Source organism: uncultured Roseobacter sp., from assembly GCF_947488185.1.
Taxonomy (GTDB): Bacteria; Pseudomonadota; Alphaproteobacteria; order Rhodobacterales; family Rhodobacteraceae; genus Roseobacter.
On the sequence record NZ_CANKYM010000001.1, the window covers coordinates 108,230 to 121,914 of the forward strand.

Here is a 13,685-nt window from a genome sequence, read left to right on the forward strand (position 1 = left end):
CTTCCTCCCTTAAGGTTGGGCTGGCAGGGTGCCGCCCAGTTCATCCTCCACGTAGACCGCGATGATCTCGTCGAAGCTCTGCTCCGCCACAAAGCCCAGGTCGCGGGCCCGGACGGTATCGAAGTCACGGGCCCAGCCCGAGACGATGCGGTGAATGGTTGGGTCCGGTTCGCGCCGGATCAGGGCCACGGCTCTGTCACCGGCCCGGCGCTGCAACGCCTCGATCTGATCCGCAACCGTCGCCGAAACACCCGGCATCGTCAGGTTGCGCCGTGGACCCAGCCTGCTGGTGTCGAGGCCAGCGGCATGGTCCAGAAACCCCACCGCCGCGCGGGGCGAAGCATGCCAGTGGCGGATATCTTCACCAACGGGCAGCACCGCCTCCTGACCATTGAGCGGCTCGCGCAGGATGCCGGAGAAAAAGCTGGACGCAGCCTTGTTGGGTTTGCCCGGGCGGATGCAGATCGTCGGAAAACGGATGCCGATCCCGTCGAGAAAACCACGCCGGGAATAGTCGTCCAGCAGCAGCTCGCCCATCGCCTTCTGCGCGCCATAGCTGGTCAGCGGGGTCAAGTGAAACTCGTCCGGGATCCGATCCGGAAAGGGTGCGCCGAACACCGCCAGCGACGAGGCATAGACCACCCGGGGCATATAGTCCCCTACCAGACGGATGGCGTCGAAGAGCGCGCGGGTGCCATCGAGATTGATCCGGTAGCCCTTGTCAAAATCGGCCTCGGCCTCGCCTGACACGATGGCTGCGAGGTGCACAATGGCGTCCGGCCGGTCCGCGATTAACCGGGCGGCCGCGCCCGGGTCCGACAGGTCCGTTTTGACCAGATCGCGCTGGCCTTTGAAATCCGGCGCCACCTCGGGGGCGATGACGTCGGCCAGCGTCATGCGGTCAACTGTCTGCCCGCCGATACTGCCCGTTACACTGACACGCTCGGCCAGTTTGCGGCCAATCATCCCCGCAGCGCCGATGATAAGCAGGTGCATGGTCTAATCTCCTGTCCGCATGCGCGCGATTGCGAAGGCGTCGAGCGTGAATGCGCCCTGATGGTCCGACAGCCCGTCCATATGATCGGGGGATGCAGCCGCTGCGGCAAAGCAGCCGACATCGAGGATGGCGACGCGCAGGGCGGGCGCCTCTGCAACAACGACCTCCACCTGCGTGGCGCCCATGTTCGCGATCCAGTATTCGGTCGCTGCCCCTTGCCGGGCGGCAAACCCGGCCAGCGCCCCGGATGCGGGCAAATCCAGCGCGTGCATCTCGGCATCCTGCAACCGCGCCAGACCGCGCAGAACGTGATACACCGGATAGACACCACCATGTTCTTCGAACCACGGTCGGGGAAAATCGGAGGCCGCCGAAACTGCACCGAAAGGTCCGGTGCACCCTCCGAGGGCCACCGACGCGGCACCACCATTGGCAAAATCCACGAAATACCCCAATGCCCACGCCGCACCCAGCAGGCCGCGTTGGCGTGGATCGTTCCAGTTCATCGCCTGCCGGATGTTGTCGGGGTTGTCTTTGGCCGCCGCGCCGTAGGGGTTGTCACGGATGCCGATGGCTGATGGCCCCACGGCCCAAGGCTTGCCCGCGGCGATCTGTGTTACGGATTTGATGATGGCCGGATGCGCCTCGCGCGTTTCGACAACCGAGCGGTCATCGCCGGCGTGTACCATCGGCGATGTGGTGAAACTCACGAAGTCCAGATGCTGGACCGGCGGGCGCTTGCGGTTGAGTTCGGTGAAATAGGAGAACATGCCGCCGCCGATCCGCACGCCCGGAAAGGCGCGCCGGGTCGCATCGTAAAGCGCCGCCGCCTCCGGCGCATCGGGCCAGACCGAGCCGGGCAGCGTGCATTTGAGATCCGGCGCCGGAGAGACCAGGACCGTGCCGAAGGGATCGCCGAGGTCGTGCGCGGTCTTGCCCAGGGCTGATATCTCCTCCGCGGCACCCGCGTCATCTGTCGCGGCAATGACCGCTTCCAGCCAGGGGTCCGCTCCGAGGGCCCGGGCCACTTCCAGCATGGCCTCCAAACTCGTGCGGTCATGGCCCGCGCGGGGGTCATGATGCAGCACCAGATAGGCCGGGTTCAGAGCGCGCAATGACGCTACGGCCTCCCGGGCGGTCCGCGCATCTTCGGGCCGCAGCCCCAGCCCCAGCGGCGGCACAGGACCAAGTGCGGCGCCCGCCCGCAGGCTCACCGCACCGCCCACCGCGTTCTCGCGCCCCGCGCCGTTGACCGTCACCGTTATCGTCTGGTCGATCTCCTCGCCCGGTTCGATCCGGTAAGGCCAGGGCAGCGCCAGCGGGCGTACATAGGTCTTGTAGGAGGCGTCGGTCCAGTTGCGCTGATCCTCCATTTCATAGGTATCCCCTTCCATCAGCGTGCGCACAGTCAGATCGCCCGGCGTGGTGTGGGTCAGGGCCCGCAAATCCATCATCGGCTGAACGGGGTCGATGATCTCGGGGAACGTGGTCTCGTCGATCTCTCCACCGGTGTGCTCGATGGTGACAGGTGCCCCCGCGATCCCCTCAATGGGATGCAGGATCACAAAGCCGGTGCGGTTGGTCAGAAACCCACTGTCCGTCCGGCCTTTTCCGTGAAAGGTCAGCGTCCCATCCGCAGTTCCCTCGATCCGTGCCTCATAGGAAAGCCTCTGTTCCGCATCGCCCGCAACAGCCCGCAGGGTGACAGTGAAACTATCCGCGCCCTCGGAAACCTTCAGGTCCGAAATCTCCGGGTTATAGGTGCCCCAGTCCTTGTCGCGCACAATGAAAGATACGGCGCGCAACACTTCCTCGCCCTGCCAGCGAACATAGCGCAGGTTTCCCGCTTCCAGCTCGGCAGAAAGCTTGCCTGCCTGCAGAACACGCGGCGGCGGGACCTCTTCGTCAGTGCCAAAAAGCGCAATGCTGCGGGAAGGGTGAGACATGGGCATTTTCCTTAAGTCCTTGCCGAGCGCCAGTTGATAAGGCGTTCGGCCAGCAACGCGATGATGATGATCGACCCGATCGCCGTGCCTTGCCAGAAGGGCGACACCCCCATCAGGTTCAGCCCGTTGCGGATCATCACCATTATGAGCACCCCCAGAAGCGTGCCGATGATCGAGCCGCGCCCGCCATAAAGACTGGCCCCGCCGATTACCACAGCGGCAATGGCGTCGAGTTCCAGCCCGTTGCCGGCCAACGGATCGGCGGACATGACCTGCGCCAGGCTGAAGGTGACGGCGACGGCCGCCAGCGCACCGGAGATGACGTATGGCAGGATCGAATAGAACATCACCGACAGGCCCGCCGCCTTTGCAGCCTCGTGGTTGGAGCCGATGGCGTAGATGGTCCGCCCGCCCTTGGTGTAGGTCAGATAGCCCCAGGCGACCAGGTAAAGCCCGATCAGGAAGAGCACATTGGCCGGAATGCCCAGAAAGCTGCTGTAGACAATCGCATCGAGATCGGGCGGCAGCCCCGAGATGCTGCGCTGCCCTGAAAAGATGAACGACAGGCTGCGCCCGATGGCCATCACCCCCAGCGTCACCACGAAAGGCGCCAACCCGAAGACTGCGATCAGCACGCCGGAAAAGAGCCCGATACCCGCGCCAGCTGCGATGCCCAATGGAATGGCCAGCGGTATCGGCATGATTTGCAGCGCCTGTGCGAGGATGATGCCCGTCAGTCCGAAGACGGCACCCACCGAAAGATCAATGCCGCCGGTCAGGATCACGAAGGTCATCCCCACAGCCACGATCCCGATCACCACGGATTGATCGAGGATGTTGAAGATGTTGCGCTCGGTCAGAAAGTGCTCCGAAGAGAACGACAAAATGACCGCCAGCAGCAGGGCAAGACCCAGCATGCGAAATTCGAGGCTCCGCAAGATGCTGGCCCAGGGGGTGGCGCGATAGGGTGTGTCAGCGGGGGGGCTTGTGTCACTCATGGACGCGTCTCCTCGTCGGATTGTATCAGGCGCGCAACACGGGCGCGGATCGTTTCCGGGTCCGGCAGAGTCGCCCCATCCGGCAGGGTCAGCCCGATCCAGCCCAGGTCGTGCCCCCGTTTGTCGGTCATCTGAGTCAGCAGGGTCTGACCTGCGCGATCCGGAATGAACACATCGGCACGCTTCTGAATGGCCTTCGGAATGGACGTCTCCGACATCATGGCGGCTTCCCCCGGGATCATACCAGCCAGTTGGGCACCCGCCTGTGCAAGGCAGATGGTATCCTCGCCGTCCAGCAGAACCCAGAATGCGTCCCCCCCGTGGTCCTCGGTCAAGGCCGTAAGGAGCGCCTGATTGCGGGCTGTCGAGGTGCGCGGCGCGGCAAGCAGCGTCAGCTTTTCTTCGGAGAGCCGCGCAGTGGGAAGATCGGCGATCGTCAAACCGTCCGATACGACGACCACCCGCTCGGCAATACCGAGCAGTTCCTCGAAGTCCGACGAAATGACGATCACAGCCAACCCACTGTCCGCAGCTTTCTGCAATAGCCGGTAGATGGACGCGCGCGTTCCGATGTCCACGCCCTTGGTCGGTTCATCCAGAATGAGAATATCCGGCTCAGTCAACAGCCAGCGGGCAATGATGATCTTCTGTTGCATCCCACCCGAATAGTTCAACAGGCTCTGATCCAGCCGGTCCGCAGGCAGGCCCAGATCGGCAATCAGCGAGGCGACCTTCTCAGCCCGCTTGCGATAGCCCCGCCCGAAACCGCGATGCTGGCCCATCTGGGCAATCATCAGGTTCTCGCGCACGCTTAGATCGGGGATGATGTTCTGCGCCCGACGGTCTTCGGCGACAAACCCCAGCCCCGCGCGCACGGCATCGGCGGGTTTTTTCAGACGAACAGATGAACCACGCACCAGTATTTCACCGCTCTGACGGGCGCGCAGTCCCCAGATCGCTTCCATTGCCTCGGAGCGTCCAGCACCCACCAGACCGCCAAGGCCCAATATTTCACCGGCCTTCACCGAAAAACTCATGTCGCGGACCCAGGGCATCGCACTCAGACCACGCACCTCGAAAACGATTTCACCAACCGCCTCCGGGGCCATGTGGCGCGCGGCATAGATAGTGCCGATATCGCGGCCCACCATATGCTGGATGATGTCGTTCTGCGTCAGTGTGCCGGTGGCCACATCTTCCGCGACCACCTGGCCCTCGCGCAGGATCGTGACCCGGTCGGTGATGGCAAACACCTCTTCCAGCCGGTGCGACACAAAACCAAGGGCCCGTCCCCCTTCCCGCAGCCGTGCCATGATATCAAAAAGCCGGTCCACTTCGGTCGCAGAGAGCGATGCCGTGGGTTCGTCAAAAATCACCAGCCGCGCATCCAGCGCGAGGGCCTTTGCGATCTCTACCAACTGGCGTTGCGCCGCTGAGAGAGTGCGGACCTCAGCATCCAGCGGCAGCACATGCTCGTGACCCAGACCTGACAACAACGCGTTGGCCTTCTGGCGCATGCTCCGAAACGAAAGTCGCCCGGGCGTTGCGAGGTCAGGCAGAAAGATGTTTTCCAGAACTGACAGATCCGGTGCGAGCGAAGTTTCCTGCGCCACCAAGGCAATCCCCTGCCGCAGCGCATCCCGGGTGGACGACAGCATCAGCGGCGCCCCGTCGAAAGAAATATCACCGCCAGAGCGCTGGATATGACCGGAGACGATGCGCGACAGGGTGGATTTGCCTGCGCCATTCGCCCCCAGCAATCCCGTCACCTCGCCGGGGCGCATGGTCAGTGCCGCATCGCGCAGCGCCTGGGTCTTGCCAAAGCTTTTTGAAACGCCCCGCGCTATCAGCAACGGCTCGGCTTGGACGATTTGCCCTTGGTGGGTCTGGGATTGCAGCATGATCAAACCATGGGTGTCCGGGGCGCGCAAACACCGTGCCCCGGACAGACCGGACTACTCGATTTCGTTGGCGAAAACGGTTTCTTTGATGGTCGGCAACATCTCCTCGATGTTCTCCGAGGTCACGATCAGGATTGGCACGGTGATCTCTTTCTCGGGCGTGCCGCCTCCCAGATGCTCAACCATAGCCTCGGCAGACCGCACCCCCATCAGATAGGGTTGCTGCATGCCGGACACGACCAATTCACCGGACTGCAAGAGCGGAACGAACTCCGGGATACCGTCAAAGGCCGCGACCAGAACATCTCCATCCATGCGCGCAGCCTTGATCGCCCGCAAGGCCCCCAGGGTGGGGCCGTCCGTTTGCACGAACATGCCCGCCATATCGGGGTTCGCCGTAATCATGTCCTGGGTGAACTTGAAGGTCTCCTCGGCGGTGTAGGCCTGCATCTGCTGCAATCCTGCCTCGCCAGTCACCCCGCCTTTGGTCATGGCGTCCTTGAAACCCTTTGTCCGGGCCTGCCCGTTCAGGCGTGCCTGGCTTATGCCGACGATGCCGACAGTTGCATCCACTTTACCCGCTTCCACCATTGCAGCGGCCAAAGCTTCGCCCACGCCGTTCGCGCCCTCATAATTATTGGACCCAATGACAGAGACAAACTCACCGCTGTCGGTGCCGATGTCCGCGATCACCACAGGGATACCCGCGTCCTGCGCCAGTTGCAGCACGGCAGGAGCGGTTGAGGAATCGGTCGGCGACAACACGATGCCTGCCACACCCCGTGCAATAGCATCCTGGGCGTTCTGCAGCTGGGTCTGCGGGTCGTTGGTGGAATCGAGCGCCGCAAAGCCAAAGCCGTTCTCCTCGGCCACCGACTTCACCCCTTCGGACACATAGCGCCAGAAGGCGAGGTCCAGCCCCGGGGTCATGTAGACTAGCTCCCCCTTGTCCTGCGCCATGGCCGGGGGGGTCATCCCAAAGGTCGCCGCCGCCAGGGCGACGGTGACGGCTTGGGTCACTGTTCTGCGATTGATCATGTTAGGTCTCCTCCTTGTTGAAAGTCGCGATCCGTTCCAGCAAGCAGCTGGCGGGTCGTCTCGTAGATTTGGCGTTCGTGAACTCCGAAAGCCTGTACCACCGCCTCGACATCCTGTGCCCTGAGGGCCGCAAGGATGGCGCGATGATCATCGATGCTGCGTTGAATGGCCCCTGGCCGGGCCACGACCCGACGGCGATGATCCAGCAGGTACGAATAGAGCGTGGTTGCGAGATCAGCCAGCACAGCGTTCCCGCACGCGCGGTAGACGACGGTGTGAAATTCCCGGTCGAGGATCAGAAACCGAACCGGATCCTCAAGCGCTGCATCCTGCGCCTCGATCAGGTCCGTCAGGCGGGCCAGCGCCTCAGCATCGATCCGCGCCGCGGAGAGCGCGGCAACCCGCGCCTCGATCAGCAAGCGCGCCTCATGCACATCATCGAGCGCATCTGTCGTCATGGCAGCATAGCCCATGGCAAACAGCCCCAAATCCCCCAGGTCCTGCGAGGCGACGGTTGTGCGTGCCCCCTGCACGACCGACAGAATGCCGCGCGTGGACAGGATCAGCAGCGCCCCACGGATCGTCTCGCGGCTGACACCGAGCGCTGCGGCCAGATCCCGCTCTGCGGGCAGCTCGTCACCGACGGACAGCACACCGGATGCAATCAACGTCGCGAGCTTCTCAGCGACGGTGTCCTTCATTGACTGTCGGGAAACATGGCCAAGGCGGTCTTCGACCAGCAATGCGTGCGCGTCCATGCGGCTCCCCCTCATTCCAGCTACACTGCCATCAGCAGCTTTTGGACTACTGGTCTGAACAGTAGACCAATAGGCTGATCTGTCAAGTCAACCCTTCAATCTTGCCGACCCGTACCGATTTTGCGCTTCGGACGTCAGTGATCTCTGATAGGGTGCCGCTACACATCCAAGGACCTCTCTGATACCTGCTCAGCGGAGGCGAAAGACTAGAAAGAGAGCGGATGGGACAAGTTCGAAGACTTCCAATCGAAAACACGAAAGCGTTGATCGGAGACGTCTCGCGCCAGTCGGTGCGTGATGTCATCGCCAACAAGCTTGCAGAGCTGGTCTCCTCCGGGGTTTTGGCCGTCGGCGACGAACTGCCCGGCGAGCGAGAGTTGGCCAATTCCCTATCGGTCAGCCGCGAGACAATACGGGGCGCCATCGGCATCCTGGCCTCGCACGGCATTCTGCGGGTGGTGCATGGCATGCGCACAACGGTGGCCAAGGCCGATGTCAGCTCCCTATCGCTGGACGCCCGTGCCCCAGGGTTTGACGGCTCTTACACGCTGGAAAGCATTCATGAAGCACGCTTGCTGGTCGAACGGCGCATCGCGGCCCAGGCGGCGGCGCGCATCAGTGATGACGTCCTCGACAAACTGCGCGCGTCGCTCACCGCGCAGGAGGCCTGTGAGGGCGATCCGGTGCGGTTTCTGCTCTGCGACCGGGAATTCCACGCGACTCTCTATGGCGCGGCGCGCAACGATGCACTGCTTGACATCGCCATGTCGCTCTACAACCACTTGTTGGAACATCGGCGCCGCATCGTATCCCAACCCGGCTCAATCGCGGAAAGTGTGTCGGATCACCGCGCGATCCTCGCGGCACTAGAGGCCAAAGATGCAGATGCAGCCGTGCGAGCCGTCGAGACCCATGCCACACGCATCTTTGTGACAACCCGTGCGTTTCTGGATTCCGAAACAGAGGGGGGTGCCTGAGCAAACGCCAGGTCCCCGACCGTCGCTCAAAAGCCGCGCGGCATCACTCTGGTGCGCCGGGCAGTTGCGCCAGAAACGCCGCAAGCTCATCCGCATAGTAAGATGCATTGTACGTGGTTCCGTGTCCCCGCGTCTCAGCATCCTCAGGCACGATAACTATCTCGGCAGAGGGGATCTTGGCCATATTCTCGGCCAGCATCGGCAATTCAACCGGGTTGCGTTCGTCGTCCTGCGACAGCACTACCAGCACGTCAGCCGTGATGTCGCCCAGCTTAGGCGTGGGATCAAACGCGCGCGAGGCGTTCCACATGTACATCACATCATTGGCGTCGCCGACCTTCTGCGCGGCCTTACGTTCATCCACATAGGCCGAGGCCATCTCATTTGTTGCGCCAAGCTCCTGCAGCCGCAGATTGCCCCCTGAGGTCGCCATGCCGAACCAGGCTGACATGTAGCGCAGCATGGGGGGCTGTTCCTCGTAAAAGCCGTTGTTCCACGCCGGATCGTCCCGCACAGCGTCAATCACCATACGCCGCATCATCCAGTTGCGCCCGGCCATTGGCCCAGGTAGCGAGGCGATGGGCACACCACCATCCATGAAATCGGGATATTCGGTGAGCCAGGTCCAGGTCAGCATGCCGCCCATGGAGAAGCCGATCTTCAGATGCAGCCGGTCGATGCCCAGGCCGTCCTCCAACAGTATCTTCTGAGCGTTCACCATATCCATCAGAGTCTGTTCGGGAAAGTCGGTCCGCATGCCGTCCGATGGTTTGGAGGACTGACCTGCGCCGACGGCATCAACCAAGATCAGATAGTATTTCGACGCATCCAGCGGCTGACCTTCACCATAAAGATTGTTCGCAAAGGCCTCGCCGAGCATCGAGGTCGCCTGCCCCGTGGTGCCATGGGTGATCAGGACCGGCGGATTTGCCGGATCTCCGATCGTAAGGTAGCTGACATTCATTTCTGCCAGCACTTCGCCGGTCTGAAATTCGAAGTCTTCGATCACATAGGTAGCCCGTTGAGGCTCAGGGTAAGTGGCCTCCTGTGCAACGGCAGCATGTGCCACAAGGATCGCAGCAAGCGAAAGATAACTGATATGTTCCATTTTTCCTCCCAAGGTTGGAGCCGACTAATCTACTGGTCTGCTCACAATACCAGTAAAGTGAGCAGGCTTGTGTCATTCTGTCAACTCCCCTCCCCATCGACACAGGTCTGTTGCACTATTCATGTGGCGCTACCTGAAGAAAGGAGATGGTCTAGCATCCAATGATTGTCCCGCCAGAGCAACGATCGGCTGAAGCTGTAAGTCTGCTAAGACAGGTGGTCGAACTCGTTGGGATTGCACACGTTATCTTGCTCAGAACGCGTGATATCGGGAGTGGGCAAACTTGGTGATGCTAGGGGGATTTGCCTAAGTCGTGAGCGGTCTGCCCGCTGCTTATCGGCGCGCCCGCTCTTCAATCAAGCGAGACATTTCCGTCTCTTAAAACCCACCCAACTCGATCCCTCCATCGATATCGGAATACGTCTACTGGCAAATCAAGACGCCCAAGTGCAGCGCGCAGTTGAAGATGTTGATGGTCAGCCGGTCGCATATATCGCGAAGATGTATGCCAGGCGTTTCGCCGTGACTGCCGATGAAGCCGCTGCTCCTGCAGGGCTAGATTACGCCGCATTTATCGGAACACAACAGGTGTTCAGGCATGACTAAACCAAAGTGGGGCTGGAGCTTTCCTCGCTGCTGCAGTCTGCCCGTCAGAGGAGACATTCGCTGCAAGCGCAAAGCTGGTAGGCCAAACCGAGTCTGGACCGCGGGACAAAGCATGGGTAATCGGGCTGACCAGGTTGATGGGTCAGGTTCTTGTTAGAGTTGCAGGGCGTTTCTGCAATTTGAGGAGAACGAAATGGATTACTCTGTTGGTTTGGACGTGTCCCTTCGGTCCGTTGCGGTTTGTGTCATAGATGCAAATGGCAAGCGGATCTTCGAACACTCAGTGGCGTGTGAAATAGAGGATATTCAGGCCTGCCTGCACGATTTGCCGCAGAGGTCGTGCCGTATTGGCTTCGAGTCTGGTGCAATGAGTCAGCACCTTTTCTTTGGGCTCAAGAAAGCCGGTTTTAATGTCGTATGCATGGAGGCGCGCCAAGTGAATGCCGCTCTTGCGGCAATGCGCAACAAGACCGACAGGACGGATGCCCGAGGGATTGCGAATGTGCTTCGTTCCGGCTGGTTCAATCCTGTTCATATGAAGAGCAGAGACGCCCATGCCGTTCGTGCTTTGCTCAGCAGTCGCAAGGCCGTCCAACGCAAGTGCATTGATTTGGCGAATGAGGTTCGCGGTCTTTTCCGGATCTTCGGCCTTCGCCTTCCGTCGCGCATTGACCAAGCCTCTTTCGATGAACGGGTGCGCCCCATCATCGAAGCTGATCCCGACCTGTCGCAAGCGCTGCTACCATTGCTAGACGCGCGGGCAATCCTCTACAGCGCCTATCGCGAGTTGGATCGGCGCGTGAAACGCGTGGCGAGCAATGACGAGATTTGCATGCGCTTCACGGCGATCCCCGGCGTGGGTCCTATTGCGGCGTTGACATTCCGTGCTGCAGTTGATGATCCAGCACGGTTCTCCAGTTCCCGAACTGTTGCGGCGCATTTTGGATTAACACCGCGCCGGTATCAGTCCGGCGAGATGGATAATCGTGGCCGCATCTCCAAAGCTGGTGACCGGGATGTCCGATCAACACTCTATGCTGCAGCCAATGCAATGATGATGCGATCAGTCGCCAGTTCCGAGATCAAAAGCTGGGGCTTGCGCCTGATGCGCAGAAAGGGCCGCCGCCGCGCTGTCGTTGCCGTTGCGAGAAAACTGGCCGTGGTCATGCACCGGATGTGGGCCGACAATACCGAATTCCGTCACAGACCTTTGGAGGCCGCTATGACCTGACAGCCTTCCAAAGCTCAATGACGGGATCGTCCCTCACCGGACGAGGTCTGTAGATGACGCCGAATAAGTCTGCTGCGACTAGCTAGCGCGAGACTAAGCGGGGCGCTCTACGTCCATTCAGACACATGCATGCAGCGACCCAACCGAACCGGGTCACCAATAACTGCGAAGAGAAGCGTGACCCGGATGAAGGACATCGATCCTCATGGGACGGAAATGAAACGATGAAATGAACTGGACCCCAACGCCCGGCTAGAGAAGCGGTTCAAATCGTCCGAGCAACTGCACGTGACTTGTGTCTGTCCACGACCCCATGGCCAACCTGTTCCAGTTCCCCTCCATCCCAGAATTCCATTGGCCAGCGTCCGTGAACTTTAGGGAGCCCTCGCGATCCACGTAGCGCCTTTCCAAGCGGCAAACCTGGCGATCTTTCAAATCGACTTAATCGAACCTCCGTCTATCCGGATTTTTGACCCCGTCACATAGCCAGCCCGAGCAGAAGCAAGGAACGTGACCACATCGGCAAACTCCTCGGGTTTGCCATACCGGCCTGCGGGGATCGTTCTACGCGACTTGGCGGCGACCTCCGCCACATCCGCGCCCGTCCGCTTGGCAGCGGCTGCGTCCAATTCGTCCACCCGTTGCGTGTGAATCCGTCCCGGCATCACCACGTTGACCGTGATCCCGTCCCCTGCAACTTCATTGGCAAGGGTCTTGGACCAACCGACAACTGCCGAACGTATCCCGTTGGACAACGCAAGATTGGGAATGGGTTGCTCTACGCCCGATGAGGTGATCGAGATGATGCGCCCCCAGCCGCGTTCCTTCATCATCGGCAACAGCCGCGCATTCAGGTGAAACAGATTGGCCGCCATCGCCTCAAAATGCTGCAGCCAAGCCGCCCTTTCCGCAGTCTGCGCTGCACCCGGAGGCGGGCCGCCGCCGTTATTCACGATGATGTCCACGCCGCCGTCCTTGATCAGACCATCGACTACGCGGTCGACCTGATCAATCTGCCCGAGGTCCAGTTCCACGGCATGTATGGTGTCAGCCGCGTCAGCGTAGGCTGAGATTTTGTCCACACTGCGCGCAGCGGCAAAGACAACCGCGCCTTCCGCCGCCAGCGCTTGTGCAATCGCCCTGCCCAGTCCGCGGCTTGCGCCCAGGACCAGCGCGCGTTTTTCCTTGATCCCCAAATCCATCAGCCCAGTTCCTTCAATCTGTGTTCCTGTCGTTCAATCAGCGCGTCCACCTCGGCCCGGCTTTGCGCCGACAGCGCTGCCCCGGGTTTACGCAAGTCAGCGTGCGCGATGATCCCGCGTTTGGCGAGTATGTATTTGCGGATGGCCAACCCCATGCCCGGCTGCTGCTCGAACCGCGCAAGCGGCAGGTAAGCATTGAAGATGTCCTGCCCGCGTGCCATGTCGCCCTTGGCGTAATGCGCAATCACGCTTGCCATCATTTCCGGATAGGCAAAACCGGTCATCGCGCCGTCGGCACCCCGCGCCATCTCTTCGGGCAGAAACAGACCACCATTCCCACACAGGATCGAGATGCGCCGGGTCAGCACGCCTTCCTTGCGCAGATAGGTGATCTTTTCCAGCCCCGGCCAGTCCTCATGCTTGAGGCACAAGCAGGTCGGCAGATCGTTCGCGATACGCGCGATAACGGACGGTGCGATCTGCACGCCGGTTGCGAGCGGAAAGTCCTGCAGCACAAAAGGCACATCACCGATCAACTCGGCCACTTGCGTATAGTAGGTCACGATCTGATCGTCCGTCCGCAGGCCGCCAGGCGGTGCAACCATGACACCCGCCGCGCCCAGATCCATGACCATCCGCGTCAATGCATCGATCTGCGCAAAACCGGGGGCCGAAACGCCAACCACCACCGGCACACGTCCCTCAACGCGCGTCAGGATACGCGCCACCACATCGCGCGACTCTTCCACCGTCAGCTTGGGCGCCTCGCCCATCATACCCAGTACGGTCAGGCCGGTCGCGCCGGCGTCGAGGTAGAAATCGACCATCCGGTCGCAGCTTTCCATGTCGATGCGACCGTCGGGGTGAAACGGTGTGACCGCAATCACGAATACTCCAGCGGCTTTGATCGTCAGCTCATTCAT

Annotated in this window: 12 protein-coding genes; 3 read left to right on the forward strand and 9 right to left on the reverse strand. The window is 61.2% G+C overall.

Going from position 1 to position 13,685, the window contains the following annotated elements; translation table 11 throughout:
* Positions 1-9: 9 nt before the first annotated feature.
* The 6 genes from denD to Q1A52_RS00590 are packed head-to-tail and all read right to left on the reverse strand — an operon-like array spanning position 10 to position 7,638.
* Positions 10-996 (reverse strand): D-erythronate dehydrogenase, encoded by a 987-nt coding sequence (gene denD / locus Q1A52_RS00565; RefSeq protein WP_300009521.1) that lies wholly within the window; start codon positions 994-996, stop codon positions 10-12.
* Positions 997-999: 3 nt separating this feature from the next.
* Positions 1,000-2,943, reverse strand: coding sequence for a hypothetical protein (locus tag Q1A52_RS00570; RefSeq protein ID WP_300009524.1), 1,944 nt, complete (start codon positions 2,941-2,943; stop codon positions 1,000-1,002).
* A gap of 11 nt (positions 2,944-2,954) precedes the next feature.
* Complete coding sequence (locus tag Q1A52_RS00575) at positions 2,955-3,941, reverse strand: ABC transporter permease (RefSeq protein WP_300009527.1); 987 nt, start codon at positions 3,939-3,941, stop codon at positions 2,955-2,957.
* Positions 3,938-5,842 (reverse strand): sugar ABC transporter ATP-binding protein, encoded by a 1,905-nt coding sequence (locus Q1A52_RS00580; RefSeq protein ID WP_300009530.1) that lies wholly within the window; start codon positions 5,840-5,842, stop codon positions 3,938-3,940. The genes Q1A52_RS00575 and Q1A52_RS00580 overlap by 4 nt, the downstream gene beginning before the upstream one ends.
* Positions 5,843-5,896: 54 nt before the next feature.
* Positions 5,897-6,880, reverse strand: coding sequence for a substrate-binding domain-containing protein (locus Q1A52_RS00585; RefSeq protein ID WP_300009532.1), 984 nt, complete (start codon positions 6,878-6,880; stop codon positions 5,897-5,899).
* Entirely contained in the window at positions 6,877-7,638 is a 762-nt protein-coding gene (locus Q1A52_RS00590) for a FadR/GntR family transcriptional regulator (RefSeq protein WP_300009535.1), read from the reverse strand. The genes Q1A52_RS00585 and Q1A52_RS00590 overlap by 4 nt, the downstream gene beginning before the upstream one ends.
* Before the next feature lie 221 nt (positions 7,639-7,859).
* On the opposite strand from Q1A52_RS00590, the gene Q1A52_RS00595 reads away from it, so the two are divergent.
* Positions 7,860-8,615, forward strand: coding sequence for a FadR/GntR family transcriptional regulator (locus tag Q1A52_RS00595; protein WP_299961084.1), 756 nt, complete (start codon positions 7,860-7,862; stop codon positions 8,613-8,615).
* Positions 8,616-8,658: 43 nt separating this feature from the next.
* On the opposite strand, the gene Q1A52_RS00600 is transcribed toward Q1A52_RS00595, so the two are convergent.
* On the reverse strand, positions 8,659-9,723 hold the full coding sequence (locus tag Q1A52_RS00600; protein ID WP_300009539.1) for an alpha/beta fold hydrolase: 1,065 nt from the start codon (positions 9,721-9,723) through the stop codon (positions 8,659-8,661).
* Between the two features lie 273 nt (positions 9,724-9,996).
* Here Q1A52_RS00600 and Q1A52_RS00605 point away from each other — a divergent pair, with 273 nt between their 5' ends.
* Together Q1A52_RS00605 and Q1A52_RS00610 are read left to right on the forward strand one after the other, a co-directional pair.
* A complete protein-coding gene (locus Q1A52_RS00605) occupies positions 9,997-10,329 on the forward strand; it encodes a hypothetical protein (protein WP_300009542.1) in 333 nt (110 codons plus the stop codon).
* Between the two features lie 193 nt (positions 10,330-10,522).
* Positions 10,523-11,560 carry an IS110 family transposase gene (locus Q1A52_RS00610; RefSeq protein WP_300009545.1) on the forward strand — a complete coding sequence of 346 codons (1,038 nt, stop codon included), beginning with the start codon at positions 10,523-10,525 and terminating at the stop codon, positions 11,558-11,560.
* Between the two features lie 431 nt (positions 11,561-11,991).
* Here the strand turns inward: Q1A52_RS00610 and Q1A52_RS00615 are convergent, their stop codons facing one another.
* Complete coding sequence (locus Q1A52_RS00615; protein ID WP_300009548.1) at positions 11,992-12,762, reverse strand: SDR family oxidoreductase; 771 nt, start codon at positions 12,760-12,762, stop codon at positions 11,992-11,994.
* Entirely contained in the window at positions 12,762-13,685 is a 924-nt protein-coding gene (locus tag Q1A52_RS00620; RefSeq protein WP_300009551.1) for a dihydrodipicolinate synthase family protein, read from the reverse strand. Before Q1A52_RS00620 ends, Q1A52_RS00615 begins: the two co-directional genes overlap by 1 nt.